At 75.3% G+C, this 24,869-nt stretch carries 17 protein-coding genes; 8 read left to right on the plus strand and 9 right to left on the minus strand.

All coding sequences use genetic code 11. The features are described 5' to 3' along the window. Positions 1-22: 22 nt before the first annotated feature. Complete coding sequence (locus ACI2LW_RS12900; RefSeq protein WP_404731230.1) at positions 23-808, minus strand: TetR/AcrR family transcriptional regulator; 786 nt, start codon at positions 806-808, stop codon at positions 23-25. Positions 809-970: 162 nt separating this feature from the next. On the opposite strand from ACI2LW_RS12900, the gene ACI2LW_RS12905 reads away from it, so the two are divergent. Both ACI2LW_RS12905 and ACI2LW_RS12910 read left to right on the plus strand, forming a co-directional pair. After that, complete coding sequence (locus ACI2LW_RS12905) at positions 971-3,331, plus strand: MMPL family transporter (protein ID WP_404731231.1); 2,361 nt, start codon at positions 971-973, stop codon at positions 3,329-3,331. A gap of 93 nt (positions 3,332-3,424) precedes the next feature. Further along, complete coding sequence (locus ACI2LW_RS12910) at positions 3,425-4,468, plus strand: zinc-dependent alcohol dehydrogenase family protein (RefSeq protein ID WP_404731232.1); 1,044 nt, start codon at positions 3,425-3,427, stop codon at positions 4,466-4,468. A 297-nt stretch (positions 4,469-4,765) separates the two neighbouring features. Here ACI2LW_RS12910 and ACI2LW_RS12915 read toward each other — a convergent pair whose 3' ends face one another. Then, a complete protein-coding gene (locus tag ACI2LW_RS12915; RefSeq protein ID WP_100826341.1) occupies positions 4,766-4,966 on the minus strand; it encodes a MerR family transcriptional regulator in 201 nt (66 codons plus the stop codon). Positions 4,967-5,745: 779 nt separating this feature from the next. Here ACI2LW_RS12915 and mmsA point away from each other — a divergent pair. From mmsA to ACI2LW_RS12940, 5 genes are all read left to right on the plus strand, one after another. Next, positions 5,746-7,248: a CoA-acylating methylmalonate-semialdehyde dehydrogenase gene (gene mmsA, locus ACI2LW_RS12920; RefSeq protein WP_404731233.1), complete on the plus strand. Its 1,503-nt coding sequence runs from the start codon at positions 5,746-5,748 to the stop codon at positions 7,246-7,248. A 379-nt stretch (positions 7,249-7,627) separates the two neighbouring features. Next, the gene (locus ACI2LW_RS12925; protein ID WP_404731234.1) at positions 7,628-9,046 is read left to right on the plus strand and encodes an APC family permease; all 1,419 of its coding nucleotides are present in this window, start codon (positions 7,628-7,630) and stop codon (positions 9,044-9,046) included. A gap of 140 nt (positions 9,047-9,186) precedes the next feature. Continuing rightward, complete coding sequence (locus tag ACI2LW_RS12930) at positions 9,187-11,850, plus strand: alpha/beta fold hydrolase (RefSeq protein ID WP_404731235.1); 2,664 nt, start codon at positions 9,187-9,189, stop codon at positions 11,848-11,850. Continuing rightward, a complete protein-coding gene (locus ACI2LW_RS12935) occupies positions 11,847-12,719 on the plus strand; it encodes an ABC transporter permease (RefSeq protein WP_404731236.1) in 873 nt (290 codons plus the stop codon). Before ACI2LW_RS12930 ends, ACI2LW_RS12935 begins: the two co-directional genes overlap by 4 nt. A 281-nt stretch (positions 12,720-13,000) precedes the next feature. After that, a complete protein-coding gene (locus ACI2LW_RS12940) occupies positions 13,001-13,621 on the plus strand; it encodes a chaplin (protein ID WP_404731237.1) in 621 nt (206 codons plus the stop codon). A 1,153-nt stretch (positions 13,622-14,774) separates the two neighbouring features. Here ACI2LW_RS12940 and ACI2LW_RS12945 read toward each other — a convergent pair. Further along, positions 14,775-16,040 carry an NAD(P)-binding domain-containing protein gene (locus tag ACI2LW_RS12945; RefSeq protein ID WP_404731325.1) on the minus strand — a complete coding sequence of 422 codons (1,266 nt, stop codon included), beginning with the start codon at positions 16,038-16,040 and terminating at the stop codon, positions 14,775-14,777. Further along, positions 16,040-17,308: an ATP-grasp domain-containing protein gene (locus tag ACI2LW_RS12950; RefSeq protein WP_404731238.1), complete on the minus strand. Its 1,269-nt coding sequence runs from the start codon at positions 17,306-17,308 to the stop codon at positions 16,040-16,042. The genes ACI2LW_RS12945 and ACI2LW_RS12950 overlap by 1 nt, the downstream gene beginning before the upstream one ends. Before the next feature lie 208 nt (positions 17,309-17,516). Here ACI2LW_RS12950 and ACI2LW_RS12955 point away from each other — a divergent pair, with 208 nt between their 5' ends. Continuing rightward, on the plus strand, positions 17,517-19,007 hold the full coding sequence (locus ACI2LW_RS12955) for a glycoside hydrolase family 26 protein (RefSeq protein ID WP_404731239.1): 1,491 nt from the start codon (positions 17,517-17,519) through the stop codon (positions 19,005-19,007). A gap of 185 nt (positions 19,008-19,192) precedes the next feature. Here ACI2LW_RS12955 and ACI2LW_RS12960 read toward each other — a convergent pair whose 3' ends face one another. From ACI2LW_RS12960 to ACI2LW_RS12980, 5 genes are read right to left on the minus strand one after another with little or no spacing between them, the layout of a single operon-like run. Continuing rightward, entirely contained in the window at positions 19,193-19,849 is a 657-nt protein-coding gene (locus ACI2LW_RS12960; protein ID WP_404731240.1) for a lipopolysaccharide biosynthesis protein, read from the minus strand. After that, on the minus strand, positions 19,846-21,018 hold the full coding sequence (locus ACI2LW_RS12965; protein ID WP_404731241.1) for a glycosyltransferase: 1,173 nt from the start codon (positions 21,016-21,018) through the stop codon (positions 19,846-19,848). The genes ACI2LW_RS12960 and ACI2LW_RS12965 overlap by 4 nt, the downstream gene beginning before the upstream one ends. Positions 21,019-21,038: 20 nt before the next feature. Further along, on the minus strand, positions 21,039-21,803 hold the full coding sequence (locus ACI2LW_RS12970) for a polysaccharide deacetylase family protein (protein ID WP_404731242.1): 765 nt from the start codon (positions 21,801-21,803) through the stop codon (positions 21,039-21,041). Continuing rightward, positions 21,787-23,526, minus strand: a complete 1,740-nt coding sequence (gene murJ, locus ACI2LW_RS12975; RefSeq protein WP_404731243.1) for a murein biosynthesis integral membrane protein MurJ — start codon at positions 23,524-23,526, stop codon at positions 21,787-21,789. The genes ACI2LW_RS12970 and murJ overlap by 17 nt, the downstream gene beginning before the upstream one ends. Beyond that, on the minus strand, positions 23,523-24,869 hold the full coding sequence (locus ACI2LW_RS12980) for an O-antigen ligase family protein (protein ID WP_404731244.1): 1,347 nt from the start codon (positions 24,867-24,869) through the stop codon (positions 23,523-23,525). The genes murJ and ACI2LW_RS12980 overlap by 4 nt, the downstream gene beginning before the upstream one ends.

The following is a 24,869-nucleotide window of genomic DNA, read 5'->3' on the forward strand; positions in this document are numbered from 1 at the left end:
TCACCTCACTCACAGTATACCCCTAGGGGGTATTTCTCAACGAGGTGGTCCCCGGGGTGGCGGCCGGGGTGGCGGCCGGTTCCGCGCCGGGTCCCGTGGCCGGGGTGGCGGCCGGTTCCGCGCCGGGTCCCGTGGCCGGGGTGGCGGCCGGTGCGACGGCGTGCGTCTCGGTCAGCGGGCGCAGATAGCGGACCAGGACGTCCTTCAGCTCCCGGACGTAGGCGTCGCGCTCGGCGCCCTCGTGCGCCAGCACCAGTTCCAGGGCCGCCTTGTACACGCTCAGGCACACGTCGGCGGTCCGCCGGACGTCGGCGCGCGGGGCGTGGGGCATGAACGAGGACAGCAGCGACTCGACGCGGGAGAGCAGGGTCGCGTGCAGGGCGTCGTGCTCCTCGGCGATCCGGCCGGGGACGTCGGGGCCGTGCATCAGCGCGAAGAACACCGGATGGCGGCAGTTGAAGTCGATGAACCGGTCGACGGCGGCCGCCACGGCCTCCTCCAGCGGTGTGCCGGGCCCGACCGGCGCCAGCGCCTCGCCGTAGGTCTCGCGCATCTCGTGCACCAGCCGGTCGCCCAGCTCGATCGCGATGGCCTCCTTGTTCGGGAAGAACTGGTACAGCGTGCCCGGTGACACGCCGGCCTCGCGGGCGATCGCGTTGGTGCTGGCGGCGGTGTAGCCGGTGGTGCAGAAGACGGCGGCGGCGGCCTGGAGCAGCTGGGCGATCCGCCGCTCGCCGCGGGCCTGCCGGCGGCGCGGCCGGTCGGCGGCGGCCGCTTCCTTCCCCTGGTTGTCGGTCTTGTCGGGCACGAGTGATCCCCAGCTCTCCGCGGGCGATTGACAAACGCGAGCGGTCGCTCGCATTCTTGGGGAACGCGAGCGACTACTCGTGTTTGCCAGTCTAGGCAAGGACGGACCCCCGCCGCCCGTCATGCGCGGGCGCAGGGGTCATGGTGAAGGGGACACCGCGTAATGACCAGGGACGATGTGCGCACCGACGGCGCGGACGAAGGCGGGGGACGGGGCGGCCGGCGAGGCCCGGGCCGGGACGGGGGCGACGACGGGGAGCGGGGCGGGCCGGCGGCGGTGCGCGTGGGCGGGTGGACCCGCTTCGTGACCGCCCGGCCCCGGCTGTCGCTGCTCGCGGCCCTCGTGCTCACCGTGCTGGCCGTGCTGGCGGGCGGCGGAGTCGCGGACCGGCTCGGCAGCGGCGGCTGGGAGGACCCGGCCGCCGAGTCGACCTACGCGACCAGAGCGCTGGAGCACGCGTTCCCCGCATCCCAGCCCAATCTGCTGCTCCTGGTGGACTCCGGGCGCGACACGGTCGACGACCCGGCCGTCGCCGCCGAGGCGCGCCGGCTCGCCGCGCGTCTGGCCCGGGAGAAGGGCGTCACGGGCGTCGGGTCGTACTGGCAGTCCCGCACTCCGGCGCTACGGGCCCGGGACGGCCACGAGGCGCTGATCGCCGCCCGTCTCACCGGCGACGAGACGGCGATGGGCCGGACCCTGGACCGCGTGGCGCCCTCGTTCCGGGGGACGCACGGCCCGGTGAAGGTGACGGTGGGCGGACCCGTCGCCGTGCGCCACGAGATGCAGACGATCATCAAGGAGGACCTGACCCGGGCCGAGGTGATCGCCCTGCCGGTCACCCTGGTGCTGCTGGTGATGGTCTTCGGCAGCGCGGTCGCCGCCCTGCTGCCGCTGGGCATCGGCATCGTGGCGATCCTGGGCACCAACGCGGTGCTGCGCGCCCTGACCGAGTTCACCGACGTCTCCGTCTTCGCCCTGAACCTCACCACGGCCCTGGGACTCGGCCTCGCCATCGACTACGCCCTCTTCATCGTCCGCCGCTTCCGCGAGGAGCTGTCCGCAGGCGCGGACCCGACGGCCGCCGTCGCCACCACGCTGCGCACGGCCGGCCGCACGGTCCTCTTCTCCGCCCTGACGGTCGCCGTGTCGCTCGCGGCGATGCTGCTCTTCCCGCAGTACTTCCTGCGGTCCTTCGCCTACGCCGGCATCGCCGTCGTCCTGCTCGCGGCGGCCGCGGCCCTGATCCTGCTCCCGGCCGCCCTGGTGCTGCTCGGCCACCGGGTGAACTCCCTGGACCTGCGCCGGCTGTTCCGGCGCGGCCGGCCGCCCCGCTCCGAGGGGGAGACGGGCACCGCCTGGGACCGCACGGCGACCCTGGTCATGCGCCGCGCGCCGTTCTTCGCCCTGGCCACCACGGCCGTCCTGGTGCTGCTCGGCCTGCCCTTCCTGGGCGTGAAGTTCGGCACCGCGGACGACCGGCAACTGCCGTCCACCGCCCAGTCCCACGTGGTGCAGCAGCACATCCGCGAGGGCTTCCCGGGCAGCCCCGGCGGCGGACTGGAGGTGCTGGCCGAGGGCCGCGCCACCGCCGCGCAGTACGCCGCGTACAAGGAGCGGATCGCCGCGCTGCCGCAGGTGCTGCGCGTCGAGGGGCCGCTGGTGCACGGCGACTCGGCGTACTTCACGGTCCTGCCCAAGGGGGAGGCCGTGGACGACGCCGCCCAGCACCTGGTGGGCGAGCTGCGCTCCACCGACGCGCCCTTCGCCACCAAGGTGACCGGCACGGCCGCCGTGCTGGTCGACTCCAAGCACGCGATAGCCGAGCGCCTGCCACTGGCGGTCGTCTTCATCGCGGTCGTCACCCTGCTGCTGGTCTTCCTGCTCACCGGCAGCGTGGTCATACCGCTCCAGGCGGTGGTGCTCAACGCGCTCAGCCTGACCGCCATGTTCGGCGCGGTGGTGTGGGTCTTCCAGGACGGCCACCTGTCCGGCCTGCTCGGCTTCACCAGCCCCGGCTCCATAGAGACCACGCTGCCGGTGCTGATGTTCTGCGTGGCCTTCGGCCTCTCCATGGACTACGGCGTCTTCCTGCTCTCCCGCATCAAGGAGGAGTACGACACCGGCGGCGACCACCGGGGCGCGGTGCGGCACGGACTCCAGCGCACGGGCGGGCTGATCACGGCGGCTGCGGTCATCCTCGCCGTGGTGATGGTGGCGATCGGAACGTCCCGGGTGACCAACACCAAGATGCTCGGGCTCGGCATCGCGCTGGCCGTGCTGATGGACGCGATGATCGTCCGCAGCCTTCTGGTCCCCGCGGTCATGCGCCTCACCGGCCGGGCGACCTGGTGGGCGCCGGCCCCGCTGCGCCGCTTCCACGCCCGGTTCGGGCTGAGCGAGGGCGAAGGCCCCGCGACCGGTCCCGCGGGACCCGCCGGGGCGGAGGGGTCCCGCGAGCCGGAGAAGCGGGAGGCCGCGACCGGGGAGCGGTCGGAGCCGGGCCGGTCCGGAGCACCCCGCTGAGGAAGGCGCCGGGTACGGGGGCTGGGTGCACCGGCCGGACAGGGCCTAGCGTGCGTACCGGAGGGTGATCTTTCGGAAAGGCGGGGACGACGGATGCGGGCTGTGGTGTTCGAGCGGTACGGGGAGCCGGCCGAGGTGCGGGAGGTGGCGGACCCGCGTCCGGCGGAGCACGGGGTGGTGGTGCGGGTGGAGGCGACCGGCCTGTGCCGCAGCGACTGGCACGGATGGCAGGGCCACGACCCGGACATCACCCTGCCGCACGTGCCCGGCCACGAACTGGCCGGCGTGATCGAGGAGGTGGGCCCGCGGGTGACCCGATGGAGCCCCGGCGACCGGGTGACCGTGCCCTTCGTCTGCGCCTGCGGCACCTGCCCCGCCTGCGCGGCGGGCGACCAGCAGGTGTGCGAGCGGCAGACCCAGCCCGGGTTCACCCACTGGGGCTCCTTCGCCGAGTACGTGGCGCTCGACCACGCCGACGTGAACCTCGTCGCCGTGCCCGAGGACATGTCCTTCGCCACGGCCGCCTCGCTGGGCTGCCGGTTCGCCACGGCGTTCCGCGCGGTGGTGCAGCAGGGCCGGGCCGCCCCCGGCGAGTGGGTCGCCGTGCACGGCTGCGGGGGCGTGGGACTGTCGGCGGTGATGATCGCGGCGGCCTCGGGTGCGCGGGTCGTGGCGGTGGACGTCTCGCCGAAGGCCCTGGACCTGGCCCGCCGGTACGGCGCGGCCGAGTGCGTGGACGCGGCCGGCACCGCGGACACCGCGGAGCGGGTCCGTGAGCTGACCGGCGGCGGCGCCCATCTCTCCCTCGACGCGCTGGGCTCGCCCGCCACCTGCGCCGCCTCGGTGAACGGCCTGCGCCGCCGGGGCCGCCACGTCCAGGTCGGCCTGCTGCCCTCCCCGGCGGGCACCACCCCGGTGCCCATGGCCCGCGCGATCGCGCTGGAGCTGGAGATCCTCGGCAGTCACGGGATGGCGGCGCACACCTATCCCGCGATGCTGCGGCTGGTACGGGCCGGGGTGCTGCGCCCGGATCTGCTGGTGACCGCCACGATTCCGCTGACCGCCGTCCCCGGGGCGCTGGCCGCGATGGGAACCGCGCCGGGAGCCGGGGTCACGGTCGTCGAGCCCTGGAGCTGACCGGGCGGCCGGACCGGCGGGCAGGACACCGCCGGACGCGCGGACATCGGACACGCGGACACGCGGACACCGGACACACGGGCACGCGGGCACGCGGACACCGGACACACGGGCACGTGGATGCCGGACGCGTGGACCTCGGCCGGCAGCGCACGGGGCTGCCGGGGTACGGTCCGCGCGGGCGCGGTCCGGCGGGGCGGACGCGGACATGACGGTGCCCCACGCACAGGTGGGGCACGCCGTCAGCCGGGGTCCTCGGGCCCCGGGGTCCACCGCCCGTCGCCGGGGGTCAGTCGCTCAGTCGCCTCTGCGGCCGCGGTTGCCGGGCCGGGAGGCGACCCAGGCGCGCACGGTGTCGGCGTACCAGTAGGGCTTGCCGCCCTCCACGTGGTCGGGCGGCGGCAGCAGCCCGTGCTTGCGATAGGACCGCACGGTGTCCGGCTGGACCCGGATGTGCGCCGCGATCTCTTTGTACGACCAGAGCCGTCGGTCGGTCATGAACTGCACCTCCCCGCGCGCACCGCGGCGGCGGCCGGGGAGCCGTCGGGGGAGCCGGGTGCGGCGCTGGCGATCACAAAGCCTGCGCTGGGACAACGACGCCCGGCGGGCAGCGGCAAGCGCCTGTCGACCGGGTGTGACGGGGCGCCCGCCCATCCGCGACATGCGTGACACAGAAGTTGCCTTTGTGACAGGGCCGACGCATGGCGAGCGCCGGGAGGCCCCATTTCGACAACTCGTCCGAATGTCCGGACAAAACATTGACAGGCTTCCCCGCCCGGCACTAGAACCGGGGTGGGCCGATGTGAGGGGAAGCCGATGGCGTACGACCTGAGCACCACGGAGCGGAGGACAGCCGCCGGCCCGCGTCCGCCGGGCACGGGCGTCCCGCCGGCGAAGAAGCCCGCCCCTCGCACGCCCTTCCCGCCGGGAGCGATGCGCTCGTGCGCCGCCCGGTCACCGATCGCCTCCGGCGCGGGAGGCCGCTTCGCCCTGGCAGGAGCGAAGAGCGAGCGTCGACTCCCCGCCCGCTACGGCCCCGCGCCGGAGGTTCCCGCCCACGCCCGGAACCGCGCCGGGCCCCCGCACGGGGACACTCCCACATGTGTCTACGTGAGGACCGAAACCGCAGACACAGTGTCGGGCGCGCCCCGGACACGGGACTGGTGGGATGTACTCGTGGCCGAGACCGCGACCCGACCGTCGGCTGTCACGGCGCATGAGCTGTACGAACGGCACGTCTCCACCCGACGCCGCCATCTGTGAAGGAGTAACCGGGCATGACGAAGATCGTCAACCACTGGATCGGCGGGAAGACCGTCGAAGGCGCCTCGGGGACGTACGGGCCGGTGACCGACCCGGCGACCGGCGAGGTCACGACGAAGGTGGCGTTCGCCTCCGTCGAGGAGGTGGACGCGGCGGTGGCCGCCGCCAAGGACGCCTATGCGAGCTGGAGCCGGTCGTCGCTGGCCCAGCGGACCGCGATCCTGTTCCGGTTCCGCGCCCTGCTCGACGCCCACCGCGACGAGATCGCCGAGCTGATCACCGCCGAGCACGGCAAGGTGCACTCCGACGCCCTCGGCGAGGTGGCGCGCGGTCTGGAGATCGTGGACCTGGCCTGCGGCATCAACGTGCAGCTGAAGGGCGAGCTGTCCACCGAGGTCGCCTCGCGGGTGGACGTGGCCTCGATCCGGCAGCCGCTGGGCGTGGTCGCGGGCATCACGCCGTTCAACTTCCCGGCGATGGTCCCGATGTGGATGTTCCCGATCGCCATCGCCTGCGGCAACACCTTCGTGCTGAAGCCCAGCGAGAAGGACCCCTCGGCGTCCGTCCGGATCGCCGAGCTGCTGGCCGAGGCCGGGCTGCCCGACGGCGTCTTCAACGTGGTGCACGGCGACAAGGTGGCCGTGGACCGGCTGCTGGAGCACCCGGACGTCAAGGCGGTGTCCTTCGTCGGCTCCACTCCGATCGCCCGCCACATCCACGCCACCGCCTCCGCCAACGGCAAGCGGGTGCAGGCCCTCGGCGGCGCCAAGAACCACATGCTGGTGCTGCCGGACGCCGACCTGGACGCGGCGGCCGACGCCGCCGTCTCGGCCGCCTACGGCTCCGCCGGCGAGCGCTGCATGGCGATCTCGGCCGTCGTCGCGGTCGGCTCGATCGCCGACGAGCTGGTGGACAAGATCCGCGAGCGCGCCGAGAAGATCAAGATCGGCCCGGGCAGCGACCCCGCCTCGGAGATGGGCCCGCTGATCACCAGGGCGCACCGCGACAAGGTGGCCTCGTACGTGCACAACGCCGCCTCCGAGGGCGCCGAGGTCGTGCTGGACGGCACCGGTCACACGGTGGACGGCTTCGAGGACGGCCACTGGATCGGCATCTCGCTCCTCGACAAGGTGCCCACCAGCGCCAGGGCCTACCAGGACGAGATCTTCGGCCCGGTGCTGTGCGTGCTGCGCGTGGACACCTACGAGGAGGGCGTGGCGCTGATCAACGCCTCGCCGTTCGGCAACGGCACCGCGATCTTCACCCGGGACGGCGGCGCCGCCCGCCGCTTCCAGCTGGAGGTCGAGGCCGGCATGGTCGGCGTGAACGTCCCCATTCCGGTCCCGGTGGGCTACCACTCCTTCGGTGGCTGGAAGGACTCGCTCTTCGGCGACCACCACATCTACGGCAACGACGGCACGCACTTCTACACCCGCGGCAAGGTGATCACCTCCCGCTGGCCCGACCCGTCCGAGACCCCCGCGGGCGTCGACCTCGGGTTCCCGCGCAACCACTGAGAGTGACATCCGCTCCACGTCAGGCCGTCCGATATTCGGACGGCCTGACATTTTTTTGCGACCCATGCTGCGATTACCGTTTGGAGGGGAGGAAACGGGTGTCGGAGGCGAGAGATCGATAGCACCTTTGAAAGCAAGGTCATGCATCATCAAGGCTTGGGGAATGCGGAAGCTCCTGGTGATCTCCTATGAATGCGAGGTCGGCCGGTCGATGTGCCCAGTGCGGATTCCGTAGGCAAACGGCCATTGACGCGGTGGTTTTCGTCGGGGTTCCATGCTCGCGCCGGGAGCGGACGAGTGACCATACGAAACCAAAGCCGCCGGAGGCGATAACGCTCCCGACCCGCAACCCTCAGCACAAGTCGATCGGAATCGCCGCATGACCGACACGCTCCGCCCTGTCGACGACGCCCCCTTCAAGGCGCCCGGCTCCCCCACCGAGGCATCGGACAGTCCCAGGGCGCTCAAGCGCTCCATCGGGGTGGTCGGCGGCACACTCCTCACCCTCTCGTGCGTGACGCCCGCCTCCACGCTGTTCGTGGTCGTCCCCGACCTGTTCGGCTCCCTGGGCACCGCCACCGCCCTGACCATCGCCATCGGCTCCCTGCTCTGTATCGCCGTGGCGTTCTGCTACTCCGAACTGGGCACCCTCATCCCCAGCGCGGGCGGCGAGTACGCCATGGTCTCCACGATGGCCGGACGGCTCGCGGGCTGGCTGGTCTTCGTACTGTCCCTGCTGGTCGTCGTGATCGTGCCGCCCGTGATCGCCATGGGCACGGCGGACTACCTGGCGCCCGTGGTCCACCTCGACCCGTCGATGACCGGCGCCGGGGTGATGCTGCTCGCCACCCTCGCCGGTCTGCTCGACCTGCGCGCCAACGCCTGGATCACCGGCATCTTCCTGGTGCTGGAGGTCATCGCGGCCGGCGTGGTCGCCCTGCTGGGCTTCGCGCACAGCCAGCGCGGCGTGGGCAGCCTGGTCTCCATGCAGGTGGCCGGCTCGGACGGGCACACCGACCCGGTGACCGCCATGCTCGTCATCTCCGGGCTCGCCATCGCCCTCTTCGCCACCCAGGGCTTCTCGACCGCCGTCTACCTCTCCGAGGAACTGGAGCACCCGCGCCGCAACGTCGCCCGCACCGTGCTCGCCACCCTCGCCATCTCCTCCGTGATCATCCTCGTGCCGGTCGCCGCCATCACCATGGGCGCCTCCGACGTCAAGGAACTGACCGGCGGCGACCTCAGCTCGATGGTGACCGCCTGGTCCAACTCGGCGGTCGGCACCTTCGTCAGCCTCTGCGTGGCCCTCGCGATCATCAACGCGGGCATCGTCATGGTCATCCAGAACTCCCGCGTCCTGTTCGCCTCCGCCCGCGACAAGGCATGGCCCGAGCCGGTCAACAACGTCTTCTCCAAGCTCGGCCGCTTCGGCTCCCCCTGGGTCGCCACCCTCGTGGTGGGCGTGCCCGGCGCGGTGCTCTGCTTCGTCAACCTGGACACCCTGTACGGCGTGACCGGCGTGTCCGTGACCGGCATGTACCTCCTGGTCGCGATCGCCGCCCTGCTCGCCCGCCGCGGCCACCACAAGCACACCCCCGCCTGGCGCATGCCGCTGTGGCCGGCCATGCCGATCCTGCTGATCGTGGTGCTGACCTACATCCTGACCCAGCAGGAGGTCGTCTACCTGCTGTGGACCGGCGGCATCACCGCCGTCGCCACCCTGTACTGGGCGCTCTACCTGCGCCCGCGCCGCGACACCCGCTGGCTGGTCTCGCTCCCCGAGGACGCGCGGGCCTGAGCACCGGTCCGCGTCCCGGGCGCCCCTTCGGTCTACCGCGATCGCGGTAGACCGAAGGGGCGCCCTACTGCCGGGGGAGGGCCCGCGGCTCCGTCCACAGGCTGCACCGGCCGACGGCCGCGGCCCGTACCGTGGAGGGCATGGATCTTCGACTGCCGGCCCTGCCGGGACTGCGGGGACTGCTGCGCGGGCCCCGGCGGTGGATCGCCGCCGGGGCCGCCGTCGCGGTGCTCGCCGGCGCCGGCACCTGGACGGCGGTCGCCTCCGACGACCCGCCGCGGGTGCACCGGACCGACCGGATCATGACCATGGGCCGCGGGGTGCGTGTCGACACCTCGTACTTCACCCCGGCCGGCCCCGGCCGCCACCCCGCCGTCCTGCTGGGGCACGGCTTCGGCGGCAGCAAGGACGACGTCCGCGGCCAGGCGGAGGACCTCGCCCGCGCCGGATACGCGGTCCTGACCTGGTCGGCGCGCGGCTTCGGCCGGTCCACGGGGAACATCGGGCTGAACGACCCCGCGGGCGAGGTGGCCGACGTCTCCAGGCTGATCGACTGGCTGGCCGGACAGCCCCAGGTCCGGCTCGACCGCCCCGGCGACCCGCGCGTGGGCGTGGCCGGCGCCTCCTACGGCGGCGCGATCTCCCTGCTCGCAGCCGGGTACGACCGCCGGGTGGACGCCATCGCCCCGGCGATCACCTACTGGAACCTCGCGGACGCCCTCTTCCCCAACGGCGTCTTCAAGAAGCTGTGGGCGGGCGTCTTCTTCGGCTCCGGCGGCGGCTGCGCGCGGTTCGAGCCCGAGCTGTGCCGGATGTACCGGCGGGTCGCCGAGTCCGGCCGGCCGGACGCGCGGGCGCGCGCCCTGCTCGAGGCGCGCTCGCCGTCCGCCGTCGCCGGCCGGATCAAGGTGCCCACGCTGCTGGTGCAGGGACAGACCGACTCGCTGTTCCCGCTCGGCCAGGCCGACGCCGCCGCCCAGGCGATCCGGGCGAACGGCGCCCCCGTGGCCGTGGACTGGATCGCGGGCGGACACGACGGCGGCGACCCGGAGACCGCGCGCGTCCAGGCCCGCGTGCGGGCCTGGTTCGACCGGTACCTGAAGGACGACGAGGACGCCGGCACCGGCCCCGCCTTCCGCGTCACCCGCACCGGAGGCGTCGACTCCACCGACGGCGCGGCCCTGCTGCGCGGCGCGAGCGCCGGCACGTACCCGGGACTGGGCGGCGGCCGGCGCACCATCGCGCTCCGCGGACCCGGGCAGCGCTTCGAGAACCCGCCGGGCGCCGCCCCGCCCGCCGTCTCCTCCCTGCCCGGCCTCGGCGGCACGGGCGGCGGGCTGGCCCGGCTTTCCGCCCTCGGCGTCGGCGCGGCGCTGGACTTCCCCGGCCAGTACGCGCGGTTCGACTCGGCGCCCCTCGCCCGCGACCTGCGCGTCACCGGATCGCCCACCGTCACCGTGCGTGTGACGTCGACCGGCGCCGACGCGGTGCTCTTCGCGAAGGTGTACGACGTCGCACCCGGCGGCGCGCGGCCGGTACTGCCCGCCCAGCTGGTGGACCCGGTGCGCGTGACCGACGCCCGGCACGGCAAGGACGTCACCCTCATCCTCCCGGCCGTGGACCACGAGGTGCAGAAGGGCCACCGGCTGCGCCTGGTCCTCGCCTCCACCGACCTCGGCTACGCCTCCCCGGCCGCCCCCGCGACGTACACCGTTTCGCTGAGAAGCGGGCTGACGGTGCCGACGGCGCCAGGAGTGACCACCGCGGCGGCCCCGCTGCCCGCCTGGGTGTGGTGGCTGCCGGCCGCGGGCGCCGCGACCGCCCTCGCCCTGCTGCTGACCGCCCGCCGCCGCACCCTCGCTCCCGCGCCCGACCCGGCGCTCGCCGGGGTCCCGCTGCGGATCACCGGCCTGAGCAAGCGGTACGCGAAGTCCGCCGACCGGTACGCGGTGCGCGAGCTGTCCTTCCGCGTCGAGCAGGGCCAGGTGCTCGGCCTGCTCGGGCCCAACGGCGCCGGCAAGACCACCACCCTGCGCATGCTGATGGGCCTCATCCGGCCGGACGAGGGCGAGATCCGCGTCTTCGGCCACGCCGTGCGGCCCGGCGCGTCCGTGCTCTCCCGGGTCGGCGCCTTCGTCGAGGGCGCGGGCTTCCTGCCGCACCTGACCGGCCGGGAGAACCTGGAGCTGTACTGGCGGGCCACCGGCCGCCCGGCCGGGGACGCCCACCTGGAGGAGGCCCTGGAGATCGCCGGCCTCGGCGAGGCGCTCGGCCGCGCGGTGCGCACCTACTCCCAGGGCATGCGCCAGCGCCTGGCCATCGCGCAGGCCATGCTCGGCCTGCCCGACCTGCTCATCCTGGACGAGCCGACCAACGGCCTGGACCCGCCCCAGATCCGCGAGATGCGCGAGGTGATGATCCGCTACGCGGCCGCCGGCCGCACGGTGATCGTCTCCAGCCATCTGCTGGCCGAGGTGGAGCAGACCTGCACGCATCTGGTCGTGATGGACCGGGGGCGTCTGGTGCAGGCCGGCCCGGTCGGCGAGATCGTCGGCTCCGGGGACACCCTGCTGGTCGGCACCGCCGCGCTCGTGGAGGAGCCCGTCGTGGAGAAGGTGGCCGCGCTGCCCGGCGTCGCCTCCGCGGTACGTACCGAGGACGGCCTGCTGGTCCGGCTGGAACCCGGCGGCACCGCGCACCGCCTGGTCGCCGAGCTGGTGCGCCTGGAGGTGCCCGTCGCCTCCGTCGGCCCGCACCGCCGCCTGGAGGACGCCTTCCTGACCCTGATCGGAGGTTCCGCGTGAGCGCGACCGCCCCGCCCGCCGAGCCCGTCGAGACCGCCTCCGGCTACCGGGCCGGGCGCACCCTGCCCCTGCGGGTGGAGCTGGTGCGCCAGCTCAAGCGGCGCCGCACCCTGGTCATGGGCGGCGTCCTGGCCGCCCTGCCCTTCGTGCTGCTCGTCGCCTTCGCCATCGGCGGCGAGCCCGGCGGCCGGAACGACCGGGTGACCCTGATGGACACGGCCACCGCCTCCGGCGCCAACTTCGCCGCGGTGAACCTGTTCGTCTCGGCCGGCTTCCTGCTGGTCGTCCCGGTCGCGCTGTTCTGCGGCGACACGGTCGCCTCGGAGGCGAGCTGGTCCTCGCTGCGCTATCTGCTCGCCGCGCCGGTGCCCCGGGCCCGGCTGCTGTGGTCCAAGCTGGCCGTCGGGCTGTCGCTGAGCCTGGCCGCGATGGTGCTGCTGCCGGTGGTGGCGCTGGCCGCCGGCACCGCGGCCTACGGCTGGGGTCCGCTGCGGATCCCCACCGGCGGCGCGCTGGACCCGGCCACCGCCGCCCAGCGGCTGGCGGTCGTGGTGGCGTACCTCTTCGTCTCCCAGCTGGTCACCGCGGGCCTGGCCTTCTGGCTGTCCACGCGGACGGACGCGCCGCTGGGCGCGGTCGGCGGCGCGGTCGGGCTGACCATCGTGGGCAATGTGCTGGACGCGGTCACCGCCCTCGGGCACTGGCGGGACTTCCTGCCCGCGCACTGGCAGTTCGCCTGGGCGGACGCGGTGCAGCCGCGGCCCGAGTGGGCCGGGATGATCCAGGGCGCCTCCGTGTCCGTCGCCTACGCCCTCGTCCTGTTCGCGCTGGCCTTCCGCGGGTTCGCCCGCAAGGACGTGGTGTCGTAGGGGCGCCGCCGGGCGCGGGGCGGGCCAACCGGGTGAACCTCCGCAACCAAATCCGGGGTGCCGGGTTGATGAAGGAGTAGGACATGCGGCCTACAAGAACCCGATCAACGTGATCGCGGATCGGTCAACTTCATCATCGCGCTTGACCCGGCGATCGGCAGCGAGTGCAGGAACGCCCGACCGCCCAACGCACCAGTTCCGGGTGTGTCGTGGCCGGCCTCGGACGTCGATGCGCGGTCCGGGGTCGGCTTTCCCAGTTCTTCAAGCAGGAAGACAGCACATTGCGACAGACTCTGAGCAGGGGAGTGCTCGCGGCGGCGGCCGCCGCGACGGGCGTTCTCTCCTTGTCCTGCGGCTCCGCCCTCGCCGACTCGGACGCCACGGGGGTGACCAGTGACTCCGACGGCATCGCGTCCGGCAACGTCCTGCAGGCGCCCGTGCACGCGCCGGTGGACCTGTGCGGCAACACGGTCAGCGCCGGTGCGGTGCTGAACAGGTCGTTCGGCCACAGCTGCGCCCATGACGCGTGCGAGCCCGCGGACTCGTCCGGCGACTCGTCCACCGACTCCTCCGGCGGTTCCGGCTACGGCACCGACGACGAGGGCACCGCAGCGTCGAGCGTGAGCGGCGCCCGGGACGCCGACGACTGCGCGAGCCCCGCTCCCAGCGACAGCCCCACCCCGCCGCCCACGCGGACCACCGAGTCGCCGCGTCCGGCGCCGGAGCCGCCGCGGAGCACGGCCCCGAAGCCGACTCCGGCCGGCCACGAAGAGCCCGCCGGGCCGCCGCAGCTGGCCGAGACCGGCGAGAAGACCATGGTGGCGGCCTCGACCGCCGGCGCGGCGCTGATCGCGGGCGGCATCCTGCTGTACCGCCGCGGCCGGGCCGCCGCCCGGCGCTGACCGCCCCGGGTGCCCCGCGGCACCCGCCCCGGCCGGGCCGGGCCCGGCCCTCGAGGCGGACCGCGGACACACCCGGCCCGGCCCCGGCGCGGCGACCGCCCGCCGGGCGCACCCTCCCCGACCGTCGGGGTGCGCCTTCCGCGGGCGCCGGAGCACTTCCCCACCGGGCCGCCGGGAGCTCCCGCTCCCGGCGGCCCGGCCGCTTCCGCACCACCCTCACACGACCCTACGGCGCACACCGTCCGGGCCGACGGTCGCCATCGCACGGGCCGGCACCGCCCGCCCGGCCCGCGGCACACACGCCCGCCGCACGGTGCGCACGCGCCCGGCCCCACAGGCCGGGCCGACCCACCGCCCGCCCGCCCGGTCGGCCGAGCGCACCCGCACACATCGCACGGTGCGCACGCCCCGGCCCCGCCGCCGGGCCGACCCACCGCCCGGCCGACTGCCGATGCCGACTCCGGCCGGTCCCGCGCAGCCGCCGACGCCAACCCGTCATACGCCGGCCCGTCGCCTCCGCCCCCGCCTGCGGCGCTCGACGGCAAGGGACGCGACCAGGCTGCCGTACCCCGCCCGCACGCGGCACGGCGCACATGCGCCGACCCGCCGCGGGGCTGATCCACCGCGGCCCGGCCGCCCGCCCGCGCTCACCGCGGCCGGCTCCGCACCGCTGTCGGCGTCGGCTGGTTGCGGGTCGGCTGCTCGGTCGTCGTTCCCGGCCGGTCGCCGTTCCCGGCCGGTCACCGGCGCCCGGCCGCGACCGGCAGACCGTCGCGCCCCCGCGCCCCCGCGCCTAGCGCCCCCGCGCCCCCGCGCCTTTGCGCTCTCGCGCCCCCGCGCCCCCGCAGCACCTGCGCCCGGCTCCGCTGCCCCGTCGGGTCGCACCGCCCCGTCCGGTCGGCCGGGCGTCGGATCCGTCCGTCGGGCCGGATCCGTCCGTCAGACCACACTGGTGTGGCCGCACCTGCTCCTCGCGTGCGTCCCGACGCTGGTAGGGGCCTCGATGCCGGCGTGCGGCTCCACGCCGGTAAGGGCTCCGATGCCGGCGTGCGGCCCGCTGCCGGTTTCGTGTCGTGACGGTGGTGGCCCGCACGCGGGCGGTTGTCCGTGTGCGAGCCGTCTGCCGGTCGTCCGTGGCCGGGGCCGGTGGGGGTCAGCGGGTCACCGGGGACGGGGACGCGTAGCGGCCGGCGCTTCCGGGCACGGGGATCGTGCCGCCCGCCGGGGTGGACCTGAGCCGACGGCGCACCCCCCGGACCAGGGCCGGCGCCGTGTAGGTCGCGCCGTGCACGAAGCGCATCGCCGGGCCGAACCCGGCGGCGGTCACCAGGCCCGCCAGGAACAGTCCGGGCTGCGAGGACTCGAAGCCGCGCCCGACCATGGGCGAGCCGTCGGGCAGTACGGCCAGCGACGCGCGCAGTTCGGCGGAGAGCAGCTCCATCCGGTCGCACCGGGCCCGGAAGCCGGTGGCGGCGATGACGTGTTCCGTCTCCAGGGTGCGCACGGGGACCCCGCGGCCGACCACGTCCAGCCGTACGCCGCCGGACACCGCGCAGGCCGCGGCGACCTCGTGGCCCGGCAGCAGTTCCACCGCGCCCTCCACCCGGTCCCGCACCCACCAGGCGCCCGCGGGCCCGAGCGCCGTGGCCGCGATGCGCGACCGCGTCCGCTCGGGCAGCCGCCGGAACAGATCGGGGCGCTCGGAGTAGAACCAGTTGCGCCAGCCGGGGCCGAGACCGCTGTGCGGGGAGCGCGCCGACTGCCACCACGGCCGCTCCCACGGCGGCGGCACGTCGTTCCACCGCACCCGGTCCGCCCGCGCCAGCACCCGCACCCGGGTGCCCTGTTCGGCGAGCAGCGCCGCCGTCTCCAGGGCCGCCTGGCCGCCGCCGATCACCGTCACGTCCCTGCCGCGGAACCGGTCGAGGTCGCCGTGGTGGCTGCTGTGCGTCACCAGCGCCGGGTGCAGCCCGCGCAGTACCGGCGGCACCTCGACGAACGGCATCACGCCGACGGCCAGCGCCACCGTCCGCGCGCGCAGCGCCTCCCCGTCCTCGGTGACGACCGTGAAGCCCCCGGGGCCGTGCGTCACCCGGGACACCGTGCGCTCGTCCACCTCCGGCACGGCGTTGCGCGCGAACCACAGGCCGTACGAGGCGAACGCCTCCACCGGGATCGGGTGCGCGTGACGCGCCGTCAGGCCCTGCTCGGCGCAGTAGGCGTCCAGGCGCCAGCGCCCGCGCGGGTCGGACAGGTTGGACGCCCACGGCTCGGACTTGAGGAACATGCCCCGGGGCATGTGGTCCCGCCAGGACGCCATGGGCCGGCCGAACACGCGCAGGCTCAGCCCGGCGTCCGCGGCGTGGGAGGCGATGGACAGGCCGTACGGGCCCGCCCCCACCACCAGGAGGTCGTACATCATCGACTGCTCGCTTTCTCGTCGTCGGTCACAGCGGGTGAGGTCGCCCCGGGGATCAGGCCCCGCGCCGGTGCCGCGGGCGCCGGGCGCAGCCGGTCGCGCAGCCGGTCGCGCAGCCGGCGGGACGCGTGGCGCGACCACAGGGCCCACATCTCCCGGCCGGGGGCGCGGTCGTCCCGCGCGTACCAGGCCAGCTCGCGCCCGCCCGGACCGGCGCGCAGCGCGGCGAGCGGCGCGTAGTTCTCCACCACGAAGGTCCGCCCGGCCGCCGGGGCGCCCTGCGGCAGTGGACGGCCCGTCAGGTCCAGGTGCAGGGCGCGTACGACGTCCAGTCCCGCGCCGTCCTCGAACAGCCGGAACTGGGCGCCCGGCCGCGGGTTGAAGTCGAGCAGGTGGTAGCGGCCGGTGCTGCCGCAGCGCCGGAAGTCGAGGTCGAGGACCCCGCGGTAGCCCAGCTCCGCGACGAGCCGTTCGGCCTGGGCCCGCACCTCGGGGTTGGGCGTCCAGCGGCCCACCGCGGTCAGGCCGGCCCCGCGCGGCCAGGCCAGGTGCTTGCGGCCCGGCCCGCCCGCGCGCACGGCGCCGGACCGGTCCGCGTAGCCGTGGAAGAACCAGTCCCGGTCCGGCCCCGGCGGCAGAAAGGCCTGCAGCAGCAGCCGGCTGCCGGCCTCACCGGTGCGCAGGTACAGCTCCCGGGCCTGCCGCTCCGAGCGCACCAGCACGGTGCTGCGCAGGTCGCCGCCCGCGGGCAGCAGCCAGGGCCGGCTCCACTTGGCCACCACCGGCAGCCCGAGCCGGCGTGTGGCGTCGGCGGCCTCCGACGGGCTGTCGGGGACCAGCGTCACCGGGTGCGCCACGCCCGCCGACGCGCACACGGCGGCCAGTTCGGCCTTGTCCGCGACGCGTTCGGCGAGCGTGCCCGGCAGCCGCGGCAGGAGGTAGGACGGCGCGAGCGCCTCCCGCCCCCGCGCCGCGGCGATCGCGCACGCGTCGTCCATCGGGACCAGTACGGCCGGCCGCCCGATCCGCTCGGCGACGCGGCGCAGCGCGAGCAGGATGTCGTCCGGGGACGCGCCCGGCGGTGGCGGGGGGTGCATCCGGCGCACATAACGCGACCGCCGGACGGGGCTTCCCGCGCAGTCGGCGACGAGATGCACCTCCACCCCCGCCCGGCCGAGGGTGCGTACGGCGCCCAGCGTGCCGTGGTGGAAGGGGTTCCGGTCGGTCCGCACCACTACGGCGGGGACACGGGTGTCGAGCAACGACACGAAATCTCTCTCTCCTCGGAATCTCCGGATCGGCTCACCCGCACGGGCGAGCACGGCACTCGAAAGCCCCAATGGCGCTGGCGCCGCCGACTTTTGTGTGCCTCACTTCATATGACGGACCGTCAATAAGGACAATCAGGAGCAATCATCCATCAACCGGAACAATAAAAGCCGTAAGGCCGGACAAACACTCAGGAAAGGATCAGGCATGGCCCCACAGCACAGGCGGGTGCGGATCCGCCGGCTGGCCGTGGGCGCGGCGGCGGTCGTCGCGGCCGCCGCCCTGGCGTCCGGCCCGGCAGTGGGGGTGGAGGTCCGGCGCGTCGCCGGCCCGCCGCACCCGGTGCCCGCCCCGACGCCGCCCCCGGTCCCGGCCGCCGCCCCGGCCGCTGTCACGGGCCCCGCCACGGCCCCGGCCCCGGCCCCGAAGCCGCCCGCGGCCCCGGCCGTGACCGCGGCCCCGGTCCCCGGCCGGGTCCCCGTCCCCGTCCCGAGCGCGGCCCCGGCCGTTCCCGGACCGGCCGCCCCCGCCGCCCCCGACATCCGTCCCGCCCCCGTGGCCACGCCCACGGTCCCTCCCGTGCCGCCCGTTCCGCCGGCCCCCGGGATTCCTGTGCTGCCGTCGGTGCCCTCGCCGCCCGCACCGCCGGTGCTGGGCAACGTTCCGGCGTTCGGCGCGTTCCTCAGCTCCGACGCCCTCGGCGTGGCCCGCATGCCCCTGCTCAGCCACTGGCTCGGCGGCGCCGAACTGCGCGTCGGCCACACCTATCTGCCCGGCAACCACTGGAGCGACATCGAGGGCGGCGCCCACTTCCTCGAGGCGTGGGCGCGCTGGCGCAACGCGAAGAACGACCGGCTGTTCGTGCTCAACGTCCCCCTGCAGGAGCGCAACGAGGAGGGCGTCTCCGACGACGAGGTGCGGCGGCTGCTGCGGCGCGGCGCGGCCGGGGAGTTCGACCACCACTTCCGTGCCCTCGCCGAGCGGCTGGTCGCCCTGAGAGTCCCGGACACGGTGCTGGTCCTCGGCTGGGAGATGAACGGCGTCACCTACACCCACCGCTGCGGGCCGGACCCGGCGGCCTGGAGGGCGTACTGGAACCGGATCGTCACCACCATGCGCGCGGTGCCGGGCCAGCGGTTCCGGTTCGACTTCGCGCCGAGCCGCGGCCGGGACGCCGTCCCGTGGACGCAGTGCTACCCGGGCGACGCCACCGTCGACATCATCGGCATGGACTCCTACGACCAGCCGGCCGGCATCACCTTCGACGAGCAGATCAAGGAGCCGTACGGGCTGCAGGCCCACGTGGACTTCGCCAGGGCCCACGGAAAGCCGATCTCGTACCCGGAGTGGGGACTGTTCCGCAACGGCGACAACGCCGAGTACATGCGGCGCATGCTGGCCTGGATGGACGAGCACAAGCCGCTCTACAACACGCTGACCGACTACTGCCCGCACGGTGTGTGGCAGTGCCGGGCCAACCCCAGGTCCTCGCACGTCTACCGGTCCTTCCTGTTCGGCCGCATCGACGATCCGGCCCCGCCCGCCTCGCCCGCGCCCACCCCCGCCACGCAGCCCGCCGCGGTCACCGCGCCGCCGCTGCCCGACGACTGCACACCGCTGAACCTCGGCCACTGGGTGGAGCACTGGCTCGGCGGGAAGGTCTGCGTCCGCCTCGACTGGTGGCCGGACGACGACTGACCCGGCCCCGGCCCGCCGGCCACCGCGCCGGCCGCCGGTCCCGGCCGGCCGGTCACCGCCCCGGCCGCCGCCACCGCGCCTGCCGTCGTGCCCGTATCCATCGCCGCCACCGCGCCTGCCGTCGTTCCCGCCGCCCCCCGTCCCCGTCCCCGTCCCCGTCCCCGCCCTCGCCGCCCGCGCCCGCGTCACCGCTTGGGCTGGGCCTCGGCGGCGGCGGCCGGGCCGGGCACCGAGGCGGCGGGCGCGGCCTCGTCCTCCCGGCCGGGCCGCCGCGGGCGCACCAGCAGCGCCAGACCGCACAGCAGCCCGCCCGCGCTGCCGCCCACCAGGGCCGTCACCCGCGAGGACGCGGACGTCGGCTCGGTGGGCCGGACCGCCTTGGCGAACTGCACGAGCTGCACATGCGTGCTGCCCTTGGCCGCGTTGGCCTGCCGGGCCAGCGCCCGGGAGACCGCGTTGGCCATGTCGGCGGCCAGACGCGGGCGCGTGGAGGTGGCCGACACCGCGACCATCGGGGCGTCCGGCGAGGTCGCCGCCCGCACGCTCCGCTGCAGTGTGCGCACCGGCACACCGGCCCGCTGCTGGGCCTCCGCCAGCACGGCGGGCTGGGTGGCGACCCGGCCGTACGCCTGCGCGAAGCCGAGCGCGGGACCGGGGTCGGACTTCGCGGCCGGTACGGCGACGACGAAACTGGTGGCCGTGTAGGCCGGCGGGGTCAGCATCCCGTACGCGCCGCCGAGCCCCCCGCCGACGAGGACGCCGGCCACGAGCAGGGACCAGGACGGCAGCCTCCTCACCGGGGCCAGGGACAGGCGGAACTTACGGGCCGGGGTGTCGGTCATGACGGGGTTGCTCCCAGGGGTGACGGGGGTGACAGGGGTGAAAGGGGTGACGACGGGCCGGAGACCGCTGCCGCGTACACGTCCATGAGCCGGTCCGCGCTGCGGGTGATGCTGTAACGGCGTGCGCCCTCCGGCACCGTGCGCGGCCGCGGGCCCGCCGCCCGGACCTCGGCGATCGCGCGGGCGTACGCCTCCGGGCCGCCCTGCACCCGGCGCGCGCCCGCGGTCTCCCGCCGCGGCAGGTCCTCGAGCGCCGGGCAGGACGCGTAGAGCACCGGCAGGCCCGACGCCAGCGCCTCCACGGCGGCCAGGCCGAAGGCCTCCTCTGCGGACGGGGACGCCAGCAGATCCATCGCCGCGACCAGCGAGGGCAGGTCCACACCGTGCGAGCCGTCGGGGACGTAGGGCCGCTCCCCGGTGAACAGCACCCGGCCGGCCACCCCGGCCTCGCGGGCGGTGCGGCGCAGCACCTGCTCCTGCGGGCCACCGCCCACCAGGAGCAGCCAGTGGTCCTCGGGCAGCCGGGTGAGCGCGTGGATCAGGACGTCGAACCGCTTGCCCCGGGTGAGCCGGCCGACGCCGCCGACCACCCAGGCCCCCTCGGGCAGCCCGAGGCGGCGGCGGGTGCGCTCGCGCCGCTCCGCGTCGAAGCGGAAGCGCTCCAGGTCGATGCCGTTGGGGACGACCTCGATGCGCGGCGCGGGCACGCCCCAGCGCTTGAGCCGGTCGGCCACCGCGGCGGAGACGGCGACCGTCGCCGAGCCCAGCCGCTCGCTGGCGAGATACAGCCCGCGCACGCCCGCCGTCAGGCTGCGCCCCTCCATCTGCGAGTCGCCCAGGGAGTGCTCGGTGGCGACGACCGCGCGGACCCCGGCCAGGCGGGCCGCGATCCTGCCGTACACACAGGCCCGGTACAGATGGGTGTGCACCAGGTCGTAGCCGCCGCCGCGGATCAGCCGGACCAGGCGCGGCAGCGCGGCCAGGTCGCGGTTGCCGGCCATGCCCAGATGCGTCACCCGCACCCCGTCGGCGGCCAGGCCCTCGGCGACCGCGCCCGGATTGGTGAGCGTCACCACGTCGCAGTCGACGGGCAGATGACGCAGCAGCAGGCGCAGCTGCTGCTCGGCCCCGCCCACGCCGAGGCCGGTGATGATGTGCAAGGCCCTCATCGGTGATGCCGCGTCCCTTCTCACAGTCCCTCCACCGGGCGCCGCCGCAGCCGGTGCAGCCCGTGCTTCAGCCGCAGCCGCCAGGCGGTGTCGTTCTGGCCGACGTGCACCCGCGGCAGGGCGTACGGACCGGTCAGCGGGCCGGGGTCGATGGCGCAGGCGTAGGCGTACCCGGCCGCCCGCACGGCCTCCACGGCGCGGGCGTCGACCGTGCCGTAGGGGTAGCAGAAGCCGCCGACCGGGGCGCCGGTCAGCTCCTGGAGCAGGGCGCGGCTCTCGGTCACCTCGGTCTTCAGGGCGCGGTCGTCGGCGCGGGTGAGGTCGACGTGGGTCAGCCCGTGCGAGCCGATCTCCACGCCCTCGGCGGCGGCGCGCCGGATGCCGTCCGCGGTCAGCAGCGGCTTGCGCGGGCCCAGCGGGTCCCAGGCGTTGTCGCCGCCGAGCCGCCCGGGCAGGACGAACAGCGTGGCGCCGCACCCCCAGCGGCGCAGCAGCGGCAGCGCGCCGGTGACGAAGTCGGCGTACCCGTCGTCGAAGGTGAGCCCGACCAGGCCGCGCCCCTCGCCCCGGGCCCGGGCGGCGAGCAGCGCGCCCACCGACACGCCCCGCAGCCCCCGCCGGCGCAGCCACGCCAGCTGCCGGTCCAGCCGCTCGGGTGTCACCGTGACGCGGTACGGGTCGTCGGTGCAGTCGCCGACCGAGTGGTACATCGCCACCCACGGGACGGGGCCCGGGCGCGCGACGGGGCGCCCGGCGGCGGGACGGGAATCAACGGAAGCGGCCATGTGTGAGCCTTCGTGTGAGGGTGCGCAGGGAGCGCAGGGCGGACGCGAGGCCCTGGTCGCCCAGGGCCCAGGTGAGCGGGACGAAGACGGCGGTCACCGTCAGGCAGCCGGCCACCAGGCCGGTCACGGGGGAGTCGGGGCGGCTCGCGACGAACGCCCCGGCGACGGTGGCGGCCACCGCGGCCCGCACCGGCCGGCTCAGCTCGGCCAGCACCTTGCGCACCCGGATCGACACGCCGGGCGCGCCGGGTCGGGGCGTGCCGTCGCCGGACGCGCGCAGGCCGGCCAGCAGCAGCCCGGCGGTCACGGTGATGCCCAGGGCGTTGGCGGCGGCGATCCCCGCGACGCCCCACATGCCCACGGTGGCGGCGCCGGTCCAGGAGGTGACGGTGATGCCCGCGGTCATCGCGCCGAACGGGTACCAGCTCGGCCGGCCGCCGGAGAAGTACGAGCGGATCAGGGCGCCCACCAGGGTCTGGCCCAGCAGCCCGAGGGCGTACACCCGCATCACGTCCGCGGTCGCCGCGGTGTCGCTCGCGGTGAACGCGCCGCGCTGGAAGAACAGTTCGATCATCTGCGGGGCGCAGGCGACGACCGCGCACATGCCGAGCAGCACCACGCAGGAGGCCAGCACCAGGTCCCGCTCCACCCGGCCGCGGGCCCGCTCGGTGTCGCCGTCCGCGAGCGCCCGCGCCACCACCGGGAAGGTGACGGTGCACAGCATCAGCGACAGCGTCATCGGGATCTGGGCGACCTTCTGCGCGTAGTTCAGGTGCGAGATGGCCCCCGAGGGCAGCGTGGAGGCGAGGAAGCGCTCGACCAGGACCTGCGACTGACGGCACAGGGCGAACAGCAGGACGGCGGCGACCAGGGCGAACTGCACCGGCCGCGCCTCGGCGCCGCCGTCCGCCAGGTCCTCGTCCTCGTCCCCGACCACGGGGACGGCGGCCGGCCGTGACGCCCGTCCGCGCGCGGCCAGCTCCCGCCACATGGACGGCAGTTGCACCGCGATCATCAGGCAGCCGCCGGCCGCGACGCCGGCCGCCGCGGACCGTACGCCCCAGCCGGGCCCCAGCAGGAACATCGCGGCGACGATGCCGGCGTTGTAGACGACGTAGATCGCCGCGGGGGCGAAGAAGCGCCGGTGCGCCCGCAGGGCCGCGCTGCAGTACCCGGCGAGCCCGAAGGCCAGCACACAGGTCGCCGTCAGCCGGGTGCAGTCGGCGGCGAGCCCCGGATCGGGCAGGCCGGGTGCCAGCGCCCGGACCAGGTAGGGGGCCAGACCGGCGATGAGCGCGGCGACCGCGGCGAAGGCGAGGCACAGCCGGGGCAGGGTGGAGGCGACCAGGGCCCGCACCGGGTCCCCCTGGGCGCCCCGGGCCCGGCGGGCCAGCGCCACGCTGAACGCGGGCACCAGCACGAGCGCCAGCCCGTCCTCGATCAGCAGCGTGGCGGCGAACTCCGGCACGGTCCACGCCACCAGGAAGGCGTCCGTGTCGCTCCCGGCGCCGAACAGCCGCGCCAGCGACTGGTCGCGGACCAGGCCGAGCAGGGAGCCGGCGATGGACAGGGCCGCCGTGACGAAGGTGGCCCGGGCCAGGAACCTCCGGGAGACCGAGGTCGCCTCGGCGGCGGGGGCGTCCGCCCCGGGGGTGCGCGCGGCGGGGACGGCGGGCGCGGCGCCGGTGGCGGCGCCGGATGTCGGCTTGGGCTGCACGGTCATCGCGCCACGGCCTCCTCGGCACGCGCCGGCGCCCCGTCCCGGGGCGCGGCGCCCGGCCGCCGTTCCCCGCCGGCCAGCGCCCACCAGGCGGCCAGGCCCAGGCCCATCGCCGTCAGCACCGTCGAGGGGCCGCCGATGTCGCCGTACGCGAAGTCGGTCAGCAGCCACACCAGCAGCCCGCACGCGACGAGACCGCAGTCCGGGACCGGCCCCCGGCCGCGCACGCGCAGCAGCCTGCGCAGCCCGCACACCAGCAGGGCCAGCCAGCTCCCGGCGAGCCCGAGCAGCCCGGCCAGGCCCTGCTCGCTCAGTACCAGCAAGTACATGTTGTGCGGCGACAGCAGCGGCTGCCTGCGGTACGCCGCGCCCGCGCCCGCGACCTCGGCGCCCGACGACAGGGCCAGCGTGGCGTGTCCGTCGCGGTACTCGGGGAAGCCCTTCAGCCCCACACCGGTCACCGGGTGCGTGCGCCACATGCCGACGGCGGACGCCCACAGCGTGTACCGGTCGACGACGGACTGGTCGGGCGCGTCGGTGACCTGCGCGATGCTGTCGATCCGCTCCTGCAGCATCGCGGTGCCGACCCCGAACCCGCCCACCAGGATCACCGCCGCCGCGGTCACCGCCGCGGCCACCTTCAGCGCGCGGCGCAGCCCGGCCAGCACCAGCTGCACGGCGCAGGTCAGGGCGGTGGCGATCCACGCGCCCCGGCTGAAGGAGACCGCGAGCGGCACCAGAAGGACGAGCGCGCAGCCGGCGGCGGCCACCCGCTGCCGCACCGGGACCCGGCCCAGCGCGATGCCGACCGCGCACACCAGGCCGAGCGAGACCGCCTCGGCCATGCCCATCACGTCCTGCGCCCCGAAGGTGCCGACCGCCCGGATCTCCTCGCCCTGGTAGGAGGCGCCGGTCCGGGTCAGGTACTGGTGCACGCCGAGCGCGCCCTGCCACAGCGCCAGGCCCACGAACGACCAGGCGAGCAGCCGGAATCCGGCCCGGTCGCGCACCAGCAGCAGCACGGCCGCCGGGACCAGCACGAAGACCTGCAGATAGCGGCCGAGCCCGGTCAGCCCCGCCGCCGTCGAGTACGCCCCCATGGCGGCGAGCGCCAGCCCGGCGACCGGCAGGCCCAGCACCACGGCCGCCGCCGGCGACAGCGGGCGCCGCCGGTCGCGCAGCAGGCGGATCGCGCAGAGGACCACCATCAGCGCGGAGACCACGTCCGCGGGTTCCGCGCCGCCCGGCGTCACCGGCAGGGCCAGCAGGGCGATCACGGCCACCGCCGGCAGCACCGGCGCGAGTCGGGCGGCCCCGCGCGGGAGCGGTGCGAGGGCGAGGCTCAC

Origin of the sequence: Streptomyces sp. NPDC004065 (assembly GCF_044903565.1) — a bacterium.
In the GTDB taxonomy this organism is placed as follows: domain Bacteria; phylum Actinomycetota; class Actinomycetes; order Streptomycetales; family Streptomycetaceae; genus Streptomyces.

Bases quoted from the DNA above. Each gene is read 5' to 3' on its own strand.
- ACI2LW_RS12905 (WP_404731231.1), top strand. From the start codon at position 971: ATGACCAGGGACGATGTGCGCACCGACGGCGCGGACGAAGGCGGGGGA.
- ACI2LW_RS12910 (WP_404731232.1), top strand. From the start codon at position 3,425: ATGCGGGCTGTGGTGTTCGAGCGGTACGGGGAGCCGGCCGAGGTGCGG.
- ACI2LW_RS12915 (WP_100826341.1), bottom strand. From the start codon at position 4,966: ATGACCGACCGACGGCTCTGGTCGTACAAAGAGATCGCGGCGCACATC.
- mmsA (WP_404731233.1), top strand. From the start codon at position 5,746: ATGACGAAGATCGTCAACCACTGGATCGGCGGGAAGACCGTCGAAGGC.
- ACI2LW_RS12925 (WP_404731234.1), top strand. From the start codon at position 7,628: ATGACCGACACGCTCCGCCCTGTCGACGACGCCCCCTTCAAGGCGCCC.
- ACI2LW_RS12930 (WP_404731235.1), top strand. From the start codon at position 9,187: ATGGATCTTCGACTGCCGGCCCTGCCGGGACTGCGGGGACTGCTGCGC.
- ACI2LW_RS12945 (WP_404731325.1), bottom strand. From the start codon at position 16,040: ATGTACGACCTCCTGGTGGTGGGGGCGGGCCCGTACGGCCTGTCCATC.
- ACI2LW_RS12955 (WP_404731239.1), top strand. From the start codon at position 17,517: ATGGCCCCACAGCACAGGCGGGTGCGGATCCGCCGGCTGGCCGTGGGC.
- ACI2LW_RS12960 (WP_404731240.1), bottom strand. From the start codon at position 19,849: ATGACCGACACCCCGGCCCGTAAGTTCCGCCTGTCCCTGGCCCCGGTG.
- ACI2LW_RS12965 (WP_404731241.1), bottom strand. From the start codon at position 21,018: ATGAGGGCCTTGCACATCATCACCGGCCTCGGCGTGGGCGGGGCCGAG.
- ACI2LW_RS12970 (WP_404731242.1), bottom strand. From the start codon at position 21,803: ATGGCCGCTTCCGTTGATTCCCGTCCCGCCGCCGGGCGCCCCGTCGCG.
- murJ (WP_404731243.1), bottom strand. From the start codon at position 23,526: ATGACCGTGCAGCCCAAGCCGACATCCGGCGCCGCCACCGGCGCCGCG.